The sequence below is a fragment of the Aeromonas sp. MR16 genome (assembly GCF_022549315.1).
Classification (GTDB): Bacteria; Pseudomonadota; Gammaproteobacteria; order Enterobacterales; family Aeromonadaceae; genus Aeromonas; species Aeromonas aquatica.
In genome coordinates, this window is the sequence record NZ_JAKZFK010000002.1 from 178,813 (window position 1) to 194,113 (window position 15,301).

Annotated in this window: 16 protein-coding genes; 6 read left to right on the forward strand and 10 right to left on the reverse strand. The window is 64.0% G+C overall.

The features are described 5' to 3' along the window. Positions 1 to 188 precede the first annotated feature (188 nt). Positions 189 to 1,334, reverse strand: coding sequence for an acetylornithine deacetylase (argE, locus tag MM194_RS03280; RefSeq protein ID WP_241342638.1), 1,146 nt, complete (start codon positions 1,332 to 1,334; stop codon positions 189 to 191). Positions 1,335 to 1,595: 261 nt separating this feature from the next. Between argE and argC the strand changes: the two genes are divergently transcribed. The 6 genes from argC to MM194_RS03310 all read left to right on the forward strand — a co-directional run bounded on the left by argC (position 1,596) and on the right by MM194_RS03310 (position 7,990). After that, complete coding sequence (gene argC, locus MM194_RS03285) at positions 1,596 to 2,603, forward strand: N-acetyl-gamma-glutamyl-phosphate reductase (RefSeq protein ID WP_241342640.1); 1,008 nt, start codon at positions 1,596 to 1,598, stop codon at positions 2,601 to 2,603. Between the two features lie 23 nt (positions 2,604 to 2,626). Continuing rightward, the gene (argB, locus tag MM194_RS03290) at positions 2,627 to 3,406 is read left to right on the forward strand and encodes an acetylglutamate kinase (RefSeq protein ID WP_042653100.1); all 780 of its coding nucleotides are present in this window, start codon (positions 2,627 to 2,629) and stop codon (positions 3,404 to 3,406) included. Positions 3,407 to 3,431: 25 nt separating this feature from the next. Next, positions 3,432 to 4,343, forward strand: a complete 912-nt coding sequence (locus MM194_RS03295) for an ornithine carbamoyltransferase (protein WP_241342641.1) — start codon at positions 3,432 to 3,434, stop codon at positions 4,341 to 4,343. Between the two features lie 55 nt (positions 4,344 to 4,398). Next, positions 4,399 to 5,634: an argininosuccinate synthase gene (locus tag MM194_RS03300; RefSeq protein ID WP_218291603.1), complete on the forward strand. Its 1,236-nt coding sequence runs from the start codon at positions 4,399 to 4,401 to the stop codon at positions 5,632 to 5,634. 197 nt (positions 5,635 to 5,831) lie between these two features. After that, positions 5,832 to 7,214, forward strand: a complete 1,383-nt coding sequence (gene argH / locus MM194_RS03305; RefSeq protein ID WP_033128889.1) for an argininosuccinate lyase — start codon at positions 5,832 to 5,834, stop codon at positions 7,212 to 7,214. 146 nt (positions 7,215 to 7,360) lie between these two features. Continuing rightward, on the forward strand, positions 7,361 to 7,990 hold the full coding sequence (locus MM194_RS03310; protein WP_241342643.1) for an FMN-binding negative transcriptional regulator: 630 nt from the start codon (positions 7,361 to 7,363) through the stop codon (positions 7,988 to 7,990). A 111-nt stretch (positions 7,991 to 8,101) separates the two neighbouring features. On the opposite strand, the gene MM194_RS03315 is transcribed toward MM194_RS03310, so the two are convergent. The 9 genes from MM194_RS03315 to MM194_RS03355 form a co-directional block, all read right to left on the reverse strand. Then, on the reverse strand, positions 8,102 to 8,314 hold the full coding sequence (locus MM194_RS03315) for a hypothetical protein (protein WP_241342645.1): 213 nt from the start codon (positions 8,312 to 8,314) through the stop codon (positions 8,102 to 8,104). 161 nt (positions 8,315 to 8,475) lie between these two features. Further along, positions 8,476 to 8,817, reverse strand: a complete 342-nt coding sequence (locus tag MM194_RS03320; RefSeq protein ID WP_241342646.1) for a DUF1294 domain-containing protein — start codon at positions 8,815 to 8,817, stop codon at positions 8,476 to 8,478. Further along, positions 8,814 to 9,404, reverse strand: coding sequence for a sugar O-acetyltransferase (locus MM194_RS03325; protein ID WP_241342647.1), 591 nt, complete (start codon positions 9,402 to 9,404; stop codon positions 8,814 to 8,816). The genes MM194_RS03320 and MM194_RS03325 overlap by 4 nt, the downstream gene beginning before the upstream one ends. A gap of 84 nt (positions 9,405 to 9,488) precedes the next feature. Next, complete coding sequence (locus MM194_RS03330) at positions 9,489 to 10,739, reverse strand: MgtC/SapB family protein (protein WP_033128884.1); 1,251 nt, start codon at positions 10,737 to 10,739, stop codon at positions 9,489 to 9,491. A gap of 228 nt (positions 10,740 to 10,967) precedes the next feature. After that, entirely contained in the window at positions 10,968 to 11,804 is an 837-nt protein-coding gene (locus tag MM194_RS03335; RefSeq protein WP_241342649.1) for a transporter substrate-binding domain-containing protein, read from the reverse strand. Then, on the reverse strand, positions 11,801 to 12,562 hold the full coding sequence (locus MM194_RS03340) for an amino acid ABC transporter ATP-binding protein (protein ID WP_241342650.1): 762 nt from the start codon (positions 12,560 to 12,562) through the stop codon (positions 11,801 to 11,803). The genes MM194_RS03335 and MM194_RS03340 overlap by 4 nt, the downstream gene beginning before the upstream one ends. Then, the gene (locus tag MM194_RS03345) at positions 12,559 to 13,221 is read right to left on the reverse strand and encodes an amino acid ABC transporter permease (RefSeq protein WP_241342652.1); all 663 of its coding nucleotides are present in this window, start codon (positions 13,219 to 13,221) and stop codon (positions 12,559 to 12,561) included. The genes MM194_RS03340 and MM194_RS03345 overlap by 4 nt, the downstream gene beginning before the upstream one ends. Positions 13,222 to 13,425: 204 nt before the next feature. Next, positions 13,426 to 14,091: an amino acid ABC transporter permease gene (locus MM194_RS03350; protein WP_033128881.1), complete on the reverse strand. Its 666-nt coding sequence runs from the start codon at positions 14,089 to 14,091 to the stop codon at positions 13,426 to 13,428. After that, a complete protein-coding gene (locus tag MM194_RS03355) occupies positions 14,088 to 15,299 on the reverse strand; it encodes a threonine synthase (RefSeq protein WP_241342654.1) in 1,212 nt (403 codons plus the stop codon). Before MM194_RS03355 ends, MM194_RS03350 begins: the two co-directional genes overlap by 4 nt. Positions 15,300 to 15,301 lie beyond the last annotated feature (2 nt).

Below are 15,301 nucleotides of genomic sequence, written 5' to 3' on the forward strand. Positions count from 1 at the left end.
CTTACCTTCCGGGGTGAGAGGCAGCCTCACTTATTGTTGTGTGATTACAACATATGCTCCGTCATCTTAGGGGGACAATCTACTCGGATTGTCTGCGCAAGGTCAAATAACAGGCCGATTCAGAACATGTATTTCCCTCACCTGTCCCTGGGCGCCATGTCATGTAACTTACTTACATTCCCCTCGATTCAGAGGCAGAAACGCCGGATCAGGTGCTGCAGCACCGCCGTGGTCGGCTTGACGAACGACAGATCCAGATACTCGTCCGGTTGGTGCGCCTGGGTGATATGACCGGGTCCCATCACTATTGTCTGGCATCCCAACTGCTGGATAAAGGGGGCCTCGGTGCAATAGTTCACGGATTCGGCGGCGCGGCCACTCGCCTTCTCGGCCTCGCGCACCAGCACGGAATCATCGGCGCAGGCGTAGGCGGGGATCGGCTCGTGCAGGTGTTGCAGGTGCAGGCAGCCCGGCTGATGGACTTCGATGGGGGCGAGCGCCTCCTTTAGCATGCCCATCAGCTCGTCCGGCCCCACCTGCGGGGTGGGCCTCATGTCGATGTGCAGCTCGCAGCAGCCGCAGATGCGGTTCGGGCTGTCGCCCCCCTGGATGTAGCCCAGGTTGAGGGTCGGCTGTGGCACCGCGAAGCGATGATCAGCGTACTTCTCCTTCAGGCTCTGCTGCAGCCTGAGCACCTGGCCCATGGCCTGGTGCATGATCTCCAGCGCATTGACGCCGTTGGCGGGATCCGAGCTGTGGCCGCTCTTGCCCGTGATGCGAATCGCCTCGGACATGTGGCCCTTGTGGGCCACCACGGGCACCAGCCCGGTCGGCTCGCCGATCACCGCGTAGTCGGGTTTCAGCTCGGCCGCCGCGGCGATGGCGCGGGCGCCCGCCATGGTGGTCTCCTCGTCGGCGGTGGCCAGGATGCGCAGCGGCTTGCTGAGGGTGGTCAGGTCGATCTCTTTCAGCGCCTCGACGATGAAGGCGAAGAAGCCCTTCATGTCGATGGTGCCGAGCCCATACAGGCGGTTGCCCTCTTCGGTCACCTTGAAGGGATCCTTGCTCCAGCCCCCCTCATCGAACGGCACCGTATCGGTGTGGCCCGCCAGCAGCAGGCCCCCTTCCCCCTGGCCATAGGTCGCCACCAGGTTGAACTTGCCCGGCAGGTCGGGCAGCGCCGTCACCTCGCACTGGAAGCCGAGCTGGCCGAACCAGTCGGCCAGCAGCCGGATCACCGCCTCGTTGCTCTGATCCCAGCGGGGATCCGTGCTGCTGATAGAGGGAATCGCAATAATATTCTTATAAAGTGAAAAAAAATCCAGATTGGCCATCAGCTGCTCCTTGCGTCCCCGGAATGTTTCTGTTAGAAAATACAAATGCAAAGTGAGTGCATGAATATTCTTTTCGAGTGCTCATCGACAAGGCTTCTAGTTGTAAGGGAAAGTTAATGTTCTGTCACCTGATCTATAACCGACGACACACACCCGCCTGATTTGCCCCTCCGCACTCGTTGCATCAAAGGGGCGATAGCTCACCCCTTGCACCGCAGCTCCATGCTGTGAACTTCGAACTCAGACTTGGAATATTCAACAATGCTTAACACTGTTATCGTCGGTGCCAGTGGCTACGCGGGAGCCGAACTGGCCGCACTGGTCCAGAACCATCCACAACTCAAGCTGTTCGGCCTCTATGTGTCGGCAGGCAGCCAGGATGCGCACAAGCGTTTCTCCTCCCTGCATCCCCAGTGGGTCGGCGCGCTGGATCAGCCGCTGCTGCCCCTGGACGAGGACGGCATGAGCCGGATCCTGACCCAGGCCGATCTGGTGCTGCTGGCCACCGCCCACGAGGTGAGTGCCGAGCTCGCGCCAAAGTTCCTGGCCAAGGGGCTGCCGGTGTTCGATCTCTCCGGCGCCTTCCGGGTCAAGGATCAGCAGTTTTATTCCTCTTTCTACGGCTTCACCCACCAGAGCGAGCAGTGGCTGGACAAGGCCGCCTACGGCCTGGCGGAGTGGAATGCCGATGCGATCCAGGCCGCCCAGCTGATTGCGGTGCCTGGTTGCTATCCGACCGCGTCCCTCTGCGCCCTCAAGCCGCTGCAGCAGGCGGGTCTGATTGCCAACGGCTGGCAGCCCATCATCAACGCGGTCTCCGGCGTCTCCGGGGCAGGTCGCAAGGCGGCCATCGGCACCAGCTTCTGCGAGGTGAGCCTGAATCCCTACGGCACCTTCAACCACAGACACCAGCCGGAGATCAGCCACCACCTGGGCAAGGAGGTGCTGTTCCAGCCCCACCTCGGCAACTATGTGCGCGGCATCCTGGCCACCATCTATGTGCAGCTGGCGGACGGCGTGACGGCGACCCAGGTGGATCAGGCCTTCCTCAAGGCCTACGAGGGCAAGCCGCTGGTGCGTCTCACCGGCCAGATGCCCTCCATCCGCGGCGTGGCGAGCACCCCCTATTGCGACATCGCCTGGCAGCAGCAGGGCAACATGCTGGTGGTGGTTTCCGCCATCGACAACCTGCTCAAGGGCGCCGCCTCCCAGGCCATCCAGTGCATAAATATCAAGTTTGGTTTTGAACCGGCCACCGGCCTGATTTAACGCTTTAAGGAAGGATCGAGAAGATGGACAAGCAGACGCTGGTAATCAAGTTAGGTGGGGCGCTGATCGAGAATGACGAGGCGCTGACCGCCCTGTTCGCCACCCTCAAAAGCTTCTTGGATGAGCAGCACCGCCCCCTGGTGCTGGTGCACGGCGGCGGCTGCCTGGTGGACGACCTGCTCAAGGGCCTGGGGCTGACCTCCACCAAGAAGAACGGCCTGCGGGTCACCCCGTTCGAGCAGATCCCCTTCATCGCCGGCGCCCTGGCGGGGACCGCCAACAAGATGATGATGGCCAAGGCCATTGCCACCGGCATCCCGGCGGTGGGGCTCTGTCTGGCCGACGGCGGCCTGTGCCAGGTGACCCAGCTCGACCCGGATCTCGGCGCCGTGGGTGACTGCCAGCCGGGCAACCCGGCGCTGGTGCAGGGCATCCTCGGTCAGGGCTTCCTGCCGGTGGTGAGCTCCATCGGCATCACCGCCGCCGGCCAGCTGATGAACGTCAACGCGGATCAGGCGGCCACGGCGATTGCCGAGGCGCTCGGCGCCGATCTGGTGATGTTGTCCGACGTGAGCGGCATCCTGGATGGCAAGGGCAAGCTGGTGCCGCAGCTGAACAAGGCGACCGCGCTGGATCTGATGGAGAAGGGGGTGATCAGCGACGGCATGGCGGTCAAGGTGAAGGCCGCGCTGCACGCCGCCGAGACCCTGGGCAAGCCGGTCTGCGTCGCCAGCTGGCGCTACCAGGATCAACTGCTCAAGCTGCTGGCCGGCGGTGCGGTCGGCACCCAAGTCACCCTCTAACCCTGGCCGGAAAAAGGAACATCCGATGCAACATCTTCTGAAAGATAGCGATCTGAGCAAGGCTCAGATCGAGGCGCTGATCGCGCTGGGCAAGGCGGTCAAGGCGGATCCGAAAAAGTACGGCCAGGCGCTGGCGGGCAAGAGTGTGGTCACCCTGTTCGAGAAACCCTCCCTGCGCACCCGCGTCACCTTCGACATCGGCATCGCCCGCCTCGGCGGCCACAGCGTCTATCTGGATCAACAGAACGGCGCGCTCGGCAAGCGCGAATCGGTGAAGGACTTCGCCGCCAACCTGTCGCGCTGGTGTGATGCCATCGTCGCCCGGGTGTTCGATCACCAGACCCTGGTCGAACTGGCCGAACATGGCTCCGTGCCTGTGGTGAACAGCCTGTGCAACCTCTACCACCCCTGCCAGGGGCTGGCGGACTTCATGACCATCAGCGAGCAGTATGCGGATCTGTCGAAGGTGAAGCTGGCGTATCTGGGCGATGGCAACAACGTCAGCCACTCCCTGCTGCTGCTGGGGGCCACCCTGGGCACCGATGTGACCCTGGTCTGCCCCAAGGGCCACGGCCCTGATACCCAGATCTTCCTGCAGGCCCAGGCGCTGGCGGCCCAGTCCGGTTCGCACATCCACATCAGCGATGACGTGGGCGCCATCGAAGGCTTTGACGTGGTTTACACCGATACCTGGGTCTCCATGGGTGACAGCACACCAATGGAGCAGGTAAAAGATATCTTCATGCCTTATCAGATCAACCAGGCCCTGCTCGACCGCACCGGTATCCAGTATGTGCTGCATTGCCAGCCGGCGCACCGGGAGCTGGAGATCACCTCGGAGGTCATGGACGGACCAGCCTCCCTCATCATGGATGAGGCAGAAAACCGTATGCATATCCAGAATGCCGTGCTGCTGACCCTGCTGGGTCACAAATAAGCCGGCGACCGACCCTGAATCAAACACCTTATCGAATCATCACGGAGAGAAGTAAATGAGCGGAATCAACAAGATCGTACTGGCTTACTCGGGCGGACTGGATACCTCGGCCATCATTCCCTGGCTGAAAGAGAACTACGATGCGGAGATCATTGCCTTCGTCGCCGACGTCGGTCAGGAGCGTGACGATCTGGACGGGATCGAGCAGAAAGCCATCGCCTCCGGCGCCACCAAGTGCATCGTCAAAGACTTGCGTGAAGAGTTCGTCAAAGAGTACGTCTATCCGACCCTGAAGACTGGCGCCGTCTACGAGGGCACCTACCTGCTGGGCACCTCCATGGCCCGTCCTATCATCGCCAAGGCCATGGTGGAAGCGGCCCTGGCGGAAGGTGCCGACGCCATCTCCCACGGCTGTACCGGCAAGGGCAACGATCAGGTGCGTTTCGAAGGCGCCGTGGCGGCCCTGGCCCCGCAACTGAAAGTGATCGCCCCCTGGCGTCTGTGGGACATGCGCTCCCGGGAAGACCTGCTGGCCTATCTGGAAGCCCGCGACATCCCCTGCAAGGCGACCCTGAAGAAGATCTACAGCCGCGACGCCAACGCCTGGCACATCTCCACCGAGGGTGGCGAGCTGGAGAGCACCTGGAACGAGCCGTCCGAAGCGGTCTGGCAGTGGACTGTGCCGGCTGAGCAGGCACCGAACGAGCCGGAGTACGTCAAGCTGACCGTGGCTCAGGGTGAAGTGGTCGCCGTTGACGACCAGCCGCTGACCCCGCACCAGATCCTGATGACCCTGAACGAGCGTGCCGGCAAGCACGGCGTGGGCCGCATCGACATCACCGAGAACCGCATGGTGGGCATGAAGTCCCGTGGCTGCTACGAGACCCCGGGTGGCACCGTCATGGTCGCCGCACTGCGCGCCGTGGAAGAGCTGGTGCTGGACAGACCGACCCGCGCCTGGCGCGAGAAGCTGGGTGCCGAGTTCTCCCACCTGGTCTATGACGGTCGCTGGTTCACCCCGCTGTGCAAGGCCATTGTCGCCTCCGCCAACGCCATCGCCGAGGATCTCGACGGTGAAGTGGTGCTGAAGATGTACAAGGGCCAGGTCAGCGCGGTGCAGAAGAAGTCGCCGAACAGCCTCTACTCCGAAGACTTCGCCACCTTCGGCGCCGACGAGGTGTACGACCAGAGCCACGCCGAAGGCTTCATCCGTCTCTACACCCTGGCCAGCCGGATCCGTGCCATGAAGGAGCAACAGCAGGCGATCGGTGGTGACCACACCCACGGTTGAGCCCTGGCTTGACTCGCTGATACCGGTGAGGGGGCTTGGCCCCCTCACTTATAACAGGCGGGTAAGCAGCGGGTTGTGATGACAGCGGCAGCGCCTTGGCCGCGTCTGTGAGATAACAGGCTCGCAGATAAACAAGGCCAGATTTCAAGTTCGGCAGGCGCACAGGCGCCGCCGGCAACGCATTCAAGGAGAGCAGTATGGCACTTTGGGGTGGACGCTTCAGTCAGGGAGCCGATAGCAGGTTCAAGCAGTTCAACGATTCGCTGCGGTTCGATTACCGGCTGGCGGAGCAGGATATCCAGGGCTCCATGGCCTGGGCCCGCGCCCTGGTCAAGGTGGGCGTCTTGACCGCCGATGAGCAGGCGCAGTTGCAGCAGGCGATGGAGGTGCTGCTCGCCTCGGTGCAGCAGGATCCCCAGCAGATCCTGAGCTCGGATGCCGAAGACATCCACTCCTGGGTCGAGGGCAAGCTCATCGATGCCGCCGGCACCCTGGGCAAGAAGTTGCACACCGGCCGCTCGCGCAACGATCAGGTCGCCACCGATCTCAAGCTCTGGTGCAAGGCGCAGGGTGAGCTGCTGCTCGGCTCCATCACCGCTCTGCAACAGGGGCTGGTGGCCTCGGCGCGTGCCAACCAGGCCGCGGTGCTGCCCGGTTACACCCACCTGCAGCGGGCCCAGCCGGTCACCTTCGCCCACTGGGCGCTGGCCTATGTGGAGATGCTGGAGCGGGACTATTCCCGTCTGCAGGATGCCCTGAAGCGCCTCGATACCAGCCCGCTCGGCTGTGGCGCCCTGGCGGGTACCGCCTACGCCATCGACCGCGAGGCGCTGGCGCTGGACATGGGCTTCGCCGGGGCGACCCGCAACAGCCTGGATTCGGTCTCCGATCGGGATCATGTGGTGGAGTTGATGCACGTGGCGTCCCTCTCCATGACTCACCTGTCGCGCTTTGCCGAGGATCTCATCTTCTACAACACTGGCGAGGCGGGCTTCGTCGAGCTGTCCGACGCGGTCACCTCCGGCTCTTCCCTGATGCCGCAGAAGAAAAACCCCGATGCGCTGGAACTCATTCGTGGCAAGACCGGTCGGGTGGTCGGCGCCCAGATGGGCATGCTGATGAGCCTCAAGGCGCTGCCGCTGGCCTACAACAAGGACATGCAGGAAGACAAGGAAGGGCTGTTCGATGCCCTCGACACCTGGCACGACTGCCTCGACATGGCGGCGCTGGTGCTGATCGATCTCAAGGTGAACGTCGAGCGCACCAAGGCGGCGGCGCAGGGCGGCTACGCCAACGCCACCGAGCTGGCGGACTATCTGGTGGCCAAGGGGATCCCGTTCCGCGAGGCGCACCATATCGTCGGTGAGGTGGTGGTCCACGCCATCGGCGTGAAGAAGCCGCTGGAGGAGCTGTCGCTGGCAGAATTCCAGCGCTTCAGCCCGGTGGTCGGCGAGGATGTCTATCCCAACCTGGAGCTGGAAGCGACCCTGGCCAAGCGGGTCGCCAAGGGTGGCGTCGCCCGCGAGCTGGTGGATGCGGCCCTCGACGCCGCCGAAGCCTGGCTGGCCAAGCGCAGCTGACGGCAGACCTGGATGAGAAAGAGAGGGCCCAGGCCCTCTTTTTTTATTCCTCGTTGGGCTATCGCGCGTCGCCTTCGAACGGGTGAGAATGGGCATCCAGCCTGGTGCCCTTGCACGGAAGCACCACCACAGCACAAGGAGTCTGCATGTACCTGCCATCCCATTTCGCCGCCGCCGATCCCGAGGCGCTGCATCAGATTGTTCGAGCCCATCCGCTGGGGGCCCTGGTCACCCATGGCGAGCAGGGGCTGGATGCCAACCACCTGCCGTTCGAGTTCGATGCTGGGGAGGGGGAGCATGGCGTCCTGCGCGCGCACGTCGCTCGTAACAACCCGCTCTGGCAGGTGGTGACGGACGGGCAGGAGGTGCTGGTGATCTTCAAGGCCGCCGATGCTTATGTCTCCCCGAACTGGTATCCGAGCAAGCAGACACATCACCAGCAGGTGCCGACCTGGAACTATGCCGTGGTGCATGTCCATGGCCGCATCCGGGTGCGCGACGATGCCCGCTTCGTGCGCCGCCTGCTGGCGAGTCTGACGAGGGTTCATGAGGCGGCGGAGTCCAAACCCTGGAAGATGGCGGACGCGCCGCGAGACTATCTCGAGGCCATGGTGGCGGCCGTGGTCGGCATCGAAGTCGAGATAACCAGGCTGGTGGGCAAGTTCAAGCTGAGCCAGAACAAGGAGGGGGAGGACCGGCAGGGAGCCATAGATGCTTTGCAGGAACGTGGGCATGGGGTGCTGGCAGAGGCGATGCAACGTGGACCATCCCGCTAAAGGCAGTGATAAACACCAACCCTGCTACATATAGCGAAACGGCAACCTGTTGGTTGCCGTTTAAACGAAATATTTCGCTGCCTGCTGGCGCCGTGTCGTCAGCTCTGAGGCTTAAAGCTCCTTGAATGGCCGCCGCTTTTCCTCTTCGATAACGATGGCCTCCAGGTTGGCGATCCGCTCCCGCAGCTCCTGAATAAGCACATCCTGCTTGCCGAGGCGATCCGTGATGCGGGCATCCCCCAGCTGGTAGCGGGCGCGCTTGCCGAGGTAGCCAAACAGCACGCTGATAAAGACGATCAGGACTATGCCTGTCCACATGGTCATAACGGACTCCTTTCGTTCACGAGTGCGTGACTGAGTAATCACCCTCATTCTCGGCCCTTCTCCCGCCAGAAGGGAAGGGAAAAACGGTGGTCATATTGGCCTGCATTGTTCTGCCCCAAGCAGAGCTATCCCAAGGAGAGCCATAAGGGGAAGATGAGCCTTCAGCCTCCCTGCCAGAGCGGCCGGCCGACCCAGAGCCCCCACAGGGTCAGGTGCAGCAGCACGATAAACCAGAACACCAGCCGATAACTTCCCTTCTGGGTCTTGTGGCGCAGCCAGTGGCGGGCGATCAGGGCGCCGGGCCAGCCGCCGAGCAGCTCCAGCAGGTGCAGGCGGGATTCCGGGATGCGCCAGCCGCCACGGATGGCCTGGCGCTTGTCGTGGGCGTAGGCGAGCGTGGTGAGCAGGCTCATGGTGGTGACCAGGGCCAGCGGCCACCAGTTGGCGTCCTGAATGCCGAGCCAGCCGGTCCAGATCAGGGGCAGCAGGGCGAGCCAGATCATGAGACGAGCGCCGGATCCCGGGGCTCATCCGGGTTGAGCGCGCGGATGACTTTGGCCGGGTTGCCCACGGCCAATGAGTCCGCGGGGATGTCGCGAGTCACCACGGCGCCGGCCCCTATGATGGAGCGTGGCCCTATGGTGACGCCGGGGCAGATGATGGCGCCGCCCCCGATCCAGCAGTCATCGCCGATGTGGACCGGCTTGTTGTAGGCGGTCCAGTTGCGGCGTTCCAGGTGGTTCATGCTGTGGGTGGCGGTGTAGATCTGCACGTTCGGGGCCAGCAGCACGTTGTTGCCGATGTGCACCTCGCCGACGTCCAGTATGGTGACGTTGAAGTTGAAGAAGGTCTTCTCGCCCAGATGGATGTTGCGGCCGAACTCGCAGATGAAGGGGGAGCTTATCCAGCAGGAGCTCGGGCACTGGCCGAACAGCTCGCCGCACAGGCGCTGGCGCACCTCATGATCCCCCGCCGGGGTGGCGTTGAGGCTGGCCAGCAGGGCCTGGCCGCGAATGCGGTCGTTCGCTATCTCCTCGCTCTGGCTGTCCAGGGCGCCGCCCGCCAGTACCTTGTCCCAATCGCTTGCCATGCTCGTCTCTCCTCCTGTGCCAAGAGGCGCCAGTATACCCCTGTTGGCGGGGTCCGTCAGGAGCCCTTGGCCAGGTTTGGCCGCTCAGAGCAGGGGCAGGATCAGCAGCGCCGAGACCAGATAGGGCAGCATGACCCGCATCCCCAGCCGGCGCCCTCCTATCACCAGGGCCAGCAGCCCCTTCACCAGGGAGTTGACCAGGCCGGCCAGCAGGATGCCTCTAGCCGCCACCTCCAGCGCCAGATCCTTGTGGGCGAGCTGGGAGAGGGAGAGCGTGATGGCGTCCACGTCCGTGATGCCGGAGACCAGCGCGAGCAGGTAGACCCCGGAGTCGCCCACCCTGCTCTGCAGCAGTGTCGCCATGAAGCCGATCAGCGCCAGCAGCAGGCCGAACTTGATGGCGGTGGCGAGATCCAGCGGATTGCTGGTTTCCGGCTGCACCGGGTTGTCGCTCATCTCCTCGCGCTGGCGCCAGAACCAGAAGGCGAAGCCGTAGACGGTGGCGGCCAGCAGCAGCAGGGGGAGGGCGAGGCGGAGCGCCAGCTCGTTGTGGATCAGCAGCACCAGCACCAGCAAGCGCAGCCACATGGTGGCCCCCGCCAGCAGTATGCCGGTGGCCAGCAGCCGCTCCAGCCCGGGCTGCGCCTTGTTGAGGCGAGCAAACTGCAGGGTGAGAGCGGTGGAGGAGGCGAACCCCGCCAGCATGCTGGTGAGCACCAGCCCGGAGCGGGTGCCGAGCAGGCGCACCGCGAAGTGGCCCGAGAACGAGATGCCGGCGATCACCACCACCATCAGCCAGATCTTGAAGGGGTTGAAGGCATTGAGGGGGCCCATCTCGACGTCGGGGAGCACGGGCAGCAGCACCAGGGAGATGAGCAGGAAGCGCAGGGTGGCGTGAAACTCGGTCTCGCTTAAAAACAGCATACCCTGCTGGATCTTGCCCTTGAGCCCCATCAGCAGGGCGGCCAGCACGGCGCAGGCCACCGCCTCGCGCGGGCTTTGCAGCACCGACATCAGCCCCAGCAGATAGGTGAGCACCATGGCCACCGAGCTGGTGAGGCCAAATTCCCCTTGCCAGCGCTGGGCCAGCCAGACCGAGAGGCCGCAGCCTGCCACCACCGCCAGCAGGCCGAGCAGCGGCAGCCAGGGGCCCAGGCCCGGCAGCAGCAGGGCGCAGACGCCGCCGAGCAGGCCGATGAGGCCATAGGTCCGCATCCCGGCGATGCGCTGGTTGTCCCCCAGCTGGCGTACCTGCCAACCGCGCTCCAGCCCTATGATGAGCCCGATGGCCAGTGACACCAGGGCGCCGTAGACGGGTTCCGCCTCGATCCACATGGGGTTCTCCTCTCGTTGCTGTCCCTGTCAGGATGGCACAGGCGCCGGGCGGACAGGGGGAGCTGGCTCACAGCGCGAGTACGGCGACTTGCCCCTGTTCCGACAAGTAAAAAAAAGGCGCCCCCCATGCAGGGGACGCCTGTAAAGCCAAACCTCGCGGCTGGCGGACCAACGGAACCAAAGGATCACAGACTTCACACACTCAGCACTTCCTCGGGGTGGCGGGGCTCAACCCTGCCATTTGCCTCCTTCCACTATCACGTCGTTGGGATTGGTGTCGGCGCTCAACTTGTCGCGCACATACTGGTCGTAGAGCTTGAGCAGGTATTTCTCTTCCCCCAGCTTGGCGAGACGGTCGTTGACCCAGTCACGCAGCTCGATATTGCCCTTCTTCACCGCCGGCGCGATCGGATCTTCCGAGCCCAGCTTCTGGGGCAGCACGCGATAGCCCGGATTCTCCTTGGCCCAGCTGAACAGCACCAGGTTGTCCTGGGCATAGGCATCGCCACGGCCCTGGGCCAGGGCCTGCAGGGATTCAGAGTTCTTCTCGAACTTGAGCAGCTTCCAGTCCGGGTGGTTGCGGGTCAGCCAGATGTCCGCCGTGGTGCCGGTGGTGACGATCAGGGTCTTGTCCGCGAGATCGTCCAGCCCCTTGGCGGCGCTCTTCTCCGGTACCAGCACCTGCACCGCCACCCTCAGGTTCGGGTTGGTGAAGTCCACCACCTCGCGCCGCTCCGGGGTCACTGTCATGTTGGCGAGGATGAGATCCACCTTGTCGCTCTGCAGGAAGGGGATGCGGCTGGCGGGTTCCACCGCCACGAACTCGACCTTGTTCTCGTCCCCCAGCAGGTCCTTGGCGAAACGGCGACCCAGATCGGTGTCAAAGCCGACGTAGTTGCCCTTCTCGTCCACATAGCCGAAGGGGGGCTTGTCGGTGAAGACGCCGACGATGAGCTTGTCGCGGGCCTTGATCTTGGCGAGGGAACCGTCCTCCGCCTGGGCGGCGCCGCTGGCGATACCCAGGCCTATCAGTGCACTGAACAGAACCGAAGTGATTATTTTCATGCTGACTCCTTTCGTTTGATGACAGTTGTATAAGAAAACTTGGCGAGGAACTGGCGCGCACGCGGGCTCCTTGGGTTGTCGAAGAACTGGCGGGGAGGAGCCTGCTCCAGGATCTGGCCCTCCTCCATGAAGACGATGCGATCCGCCACCGCCCGAGCGAAGGCCAGCTCGTGGGTGACGATGAACAGGGTCATGCCGCTGCCGGCGAGATCGCGGATCACCTCCAACACCTCCTGCACCATCTCGGGATCCAGGGCGGCGGTGACCTCGTCAAACAGCATCACCTGGGGATTCATGCACAGGGCCCGCACTATGGCGATGCGTTGCTGCTGGCCGCCGGAGAGCTCGCGCGGATAGGCGTGGCGCTTCTCCCAGAGGCCCACCCGGGTCAACAGCTGTTCCGCCTGCAGCAGGGCCTCCTGCCGCTCCCGCTTTTGCACCTGGAGGGGGCCGAGCAGCACGTTCTCCAGCACCCTCAGGTTGGGGAAGAGGTGATAGCTCTGGAACACCATGCCGATGCGCTGGCGCAGCCGCTGCCAGTCGGTATCTGCATCGAGGGGCTGGCCATCGAAGCGGATCTCGCCGCCTTGAATGGGCTCGAGCCCGTTGAGGGTGCGCAGCAGGGTGCTCTTGCCGCAGCCGCTCGGCCCCAGGATGACGATCACTTCCCCGGGGTTCACGGCGAGGCTGACCCCGTCCAGTACCCGGTTTTGGCCAAATTGTTTGCTGACAGCATTGAGTTCAAGCAGAGGCGTCATACCGCATTACCCCATTTTTGCTCGAGCCGGCGCGAGGCGAGCGAGAGCGGATAGCAGACCGATAAGAAGAACAGGAACAGCAGGCCGTAGATAAGCAGCGAGGCATAGGTGCGCTCGATGATCTGCTGGCCCACCTTGATCACCTCTACCACCCCGATCAGCACCGCCAGCGAACTGGTCTTGATGATGCGGGTGTGGATGTTGATGGTGGGCGGTGTCAGTCGCTGCAACGCCTGGGGCAGCAGCACGTGGCGATAGAGCTGCCAGGTCGAGAGCCCGAGCGCCAGCCCGGCCTCCTGCTGACCACGGGCCAAGGATCCCAGGCCGCCGCGCACCACTTCCCCCACCTCGCTGGCGCCCCACAGGGAGAGCACCAGCACGGCGCACCAGAAGGCCGGGATGTCGAGGCCAAAGACGATGGGCAGCCCGAAGAAGAATAGATAGAGCCACACCAGCACCGGCACCACCCGAAACAGCTCCAGATAAACCCGCAGCAGCCCTCGAACCAACCGGCTTCCCTGTTGCGCCAGCACGCCGTAAGCGACGCCGCCCAGGGTGGCGAACAGGATGGCGAGCAGGGAGATGGCGAGGGTCTGGCCCGCGCCCACTGCCATCAGGGGCAAGGCCTGGCCCAGCAACTCAGAAACCGGAGTGGCCATGCTCATCCCTCCCTTCCAATGTGCGCAGTGTGGGTGACGGCAGCGGTCGAATGATCCGTGCCCACATAGGGAGCCGTGACTGCATCAGCGACTCAGTGACCGAACTGACCATATTGAACCCTCCTTTCCCATGCGTGCAGGGTGGACGATGGCAACGGCAGAAAGATCAGTGTCCATATCGGGATCCGCGCCTGCATCCGCGACTCAGTAACCGAACTGACCATGTTGCAGCCTCCTCTCCAGCGCTCGCAGGGCGAGGGACAGCGGCAGGAAGATCAGCACGCACATCAGGGTCAGCATCGCCAGCATCTCGTAGGTCTTGTAGTAGAGGGCGATGTAGTTCTTGGTGGTGTAGAGCAGCTCCGGCACCGCCACCGCGGAGGCCACGGTCGTCTCTTTCAGCAGGAAGATGAAGTTTGCAAACAGCGCCGGCAGGCTGGCGAGCCAGGCCTGAGGCAACTGCACGTGGCGCAGCAGTTGCCAGCGGGAGAGGCCGATAGCCTGGCCCGCCTCCAGTTGGCTGTGGGGCACAGCTTGCACCCCGGCCCGCAGCGCCTCTGTCAGGTAGCCGCCGCCGAGGAAGGTCATGGCGATCACCGCAGTGGCAAAGCCCGACAGGGACAGCCCCAGCGCCGGCAGCCCGAAGTAGAGGAAGAACAGCTGGATCAGCAGCGGCGTGTTGCGGGCCAGCTCCACATAGCCGCGCACCAGGGCACTGAGCGCTGGCTTGTGCAGCCCGAGCAGCGTCACATTGAGCAGGGCCACCACGAGGGAGGTGAGGATCACGATGGTGCCAAGCTGCAAGGTGACCCAGACCGACTTGCCGAAGGCGGGCAGGGTGGAGAGGATGAAGGCCCAGTCGAAGGTCATGCGGGGATCCTCCCGTCACGGCGCAGCCGCTGAGGCAGCACAGTGATGGCGTCCGGATACTTGATGCCGGCGCCGGTGTTGAGCACCACCACCCGCTCGTGCTCCTTGATCCAGCCCGCTTCCCGTAATTGGCGGGCGGCGGCGAAGGCGGCGGCTCCCTCCGGGCAGACGAAGCTGCCCTCACGGGAGGCGAGCTGGCGGATCTCTGCCTGGATGGCTCTGTCGTCCACTGCTATGGCGCAGCCCTCGGTGCGATAGAGGGCGTCCAGCACCAGAAAGTCCCCCAGCGCCTTGGGCACATTGATACCAAAGGCCAGGGTCTGGGAGTCCGGCCAGAACGTCGACTCGCTGGCTCCCTGCTGCCAGGCCTGCACTATGGGGGCGCAGCCGCTCGCCTGCACCGCCACCAGTCGGGGCAGCTCCCCTTTTATCCAACCGAGCTCCTGCAATTCCCGCAGCGCCTTGTAGATGCCGATGAGACCGATCCCGCCGCCGGTGGGGTAGAGGATCACGTCCGGCAGGGTCCAGCCAAGCTGCTCGGCGATTTCCAGCCCCATGGTCTTCTTGCCCTCGATGCGGTAAGGCTCCTTCAGGGTGGAGGCGTCGAACAGAGACTGCTCCGCCACCGCCTGGGCCACCTGACGGCCGGCATCGCTGATGAGGCCGTCCACCAGATAGAGGCGGGTACCGGCCAGGGAGGTCTCCAACCGGGTGATGGCGGGTGCCGCCTGGGGCATGACGATGGTGCTGCGCAGTCCGGCGCGAGCACCGTAGAGCGCCCATGCCGCGCCGGCATTGCCGTTGGTGGGCATGGCGAAGTGAGTGACGCCGAGCTCGCGGGCTCGGGACACGCCGACCGCGGCGCCACGGGCCTTGAAGGAGCCGGTGGGGATGATGCTCTCATCCTTCATCCAGAGATCCGGGATACCTATCTGCTTGCCCAGCGTCGGCAGGGGCAACAGCGGGGTGAAGCCCTCTCCCAGGGTGACCACCTGGGCGGGATCGCGCACCGGCAGCAGCTCGTGATAGCGCCACAGGGTGGCGGGGCGCCCCAGCAGATCGGCCGGCCGCCAGACCTGTTTCAGGGCCTCGAGATCGTAGCTGGCAAGCAGCGGTGCCCCGACCCGGCTCAGTTGCTGGGGCTGATCGGCATCATGGATCTCGCCTGTCTTGCTGCAGCGCAGATGTGAGAGATAGCTGTACGGCATGG

Coding starts and splice junctions, on each gene's coding strand:
- argE (WP_241342638.1), bottom strand. CDS start 1,334: ATGGCCAATCTGGATTTTTTTTCACTTTATAAGAATATTATTGCGATT.
- argC (WP_241342640.1), top strand. CDS start 1,596: ATGCTTAACACTGTTATCGTCGGTGCCAGTGGCTACGCGGGAGCCGAA.
- argB (WP_042653100.1), top strand. CDS start 2,627: ATGGACAAGCAGACGCTGGTAATCAAGTTAGGTGGGGCGCTGATCGAG.
- MM194_RS03295 (WP_241342641.1), top strand. CDS start 3,432: ATGCAACATCTTCTGAAAGATAGCGATCTGAGCAAGGCTCAGATCGAG.
- MM194_RS03300 (WP_218291603.1), top strand. CDS start 4,399: ATGAGCGGAATCAACAAGATCGTACTGGCTTACTCGGGCGGACTGGAT.
- argH (WP_033128889.1), top strand. CDS start 5,832: ATGGCACTTTGGGGTGGACGCTTCAGTCAGGGAGCCGATAGCAGGTTC.
- MM194_RS03310 (WP_241342643.1), top strand. CDS start 7,361: ATGTACCTGCCATCCCATTTCGCCGCCGCCGATCCCGAGGCGCTGCAT.
- MM194_RS03315 (WP_241342645.1), bottom strand. CDS start 8,314: ATGACCATGTGGACAGGCATAGTCCTGATCGTCTTTATCAGCGTGCTG.
- MM194_RS03320 (WP_241342646.1), bottom strand. CDS start 8,817: ATGATCTGGCTCGCCCTGCTGCCCCTGATCTGGACCGGCTGGCTCGGC.
- MM194_RS03325 (WP_241342647.1), bottom strand. CDS start 9,404: ATGGCAAGCGATTGGGACAAGGTACTGGCGGGCGGCGCCCTGGACAGC.
- MM194_RS03330 (WP_033128884.1), bottom strand. CDS start 10,739: ATGTGGATCGAGGCGGAACCCGTCTACGGCGCCCTGGTGTCACTGGCC.
- MM194_RS03335 (WP_241342649.1), bottom strand. CDS start 11,804: ATGAAAATAATCACTTCGGTTCTGTTCAGTGCACTGATAGGCCTGGGT.
- MM194_RS03340 (WP_241342650.1), bottom strand. CDS start 12,562: ATGACGCCTCTGCTTGAACTCAATGCTGTCAGCAAACAATTTGGCCAA.
- MM194_RS03345 (WP_241342652.1), bottom strand. CDS start 13,221: ATGGCCACTCCGGTTTCTGAGTTGCTGGGCCAGGCCTTGCCCCTGATG.
- MM194_RS03350 (WP_033128881.1), bottom strand. CDS start 14,091: ATGACCTTCGACTGGGCCTTCATCCTCTCCACCCTGCCCGCCTTCGGC.
- MM194_RS03355 (WP_241342654.1), bottom strand. CDS start 15,299: ATGCCGTACAGCTATCTCTCACATCTGCGCTGCAGCAAGACAGGCGAG.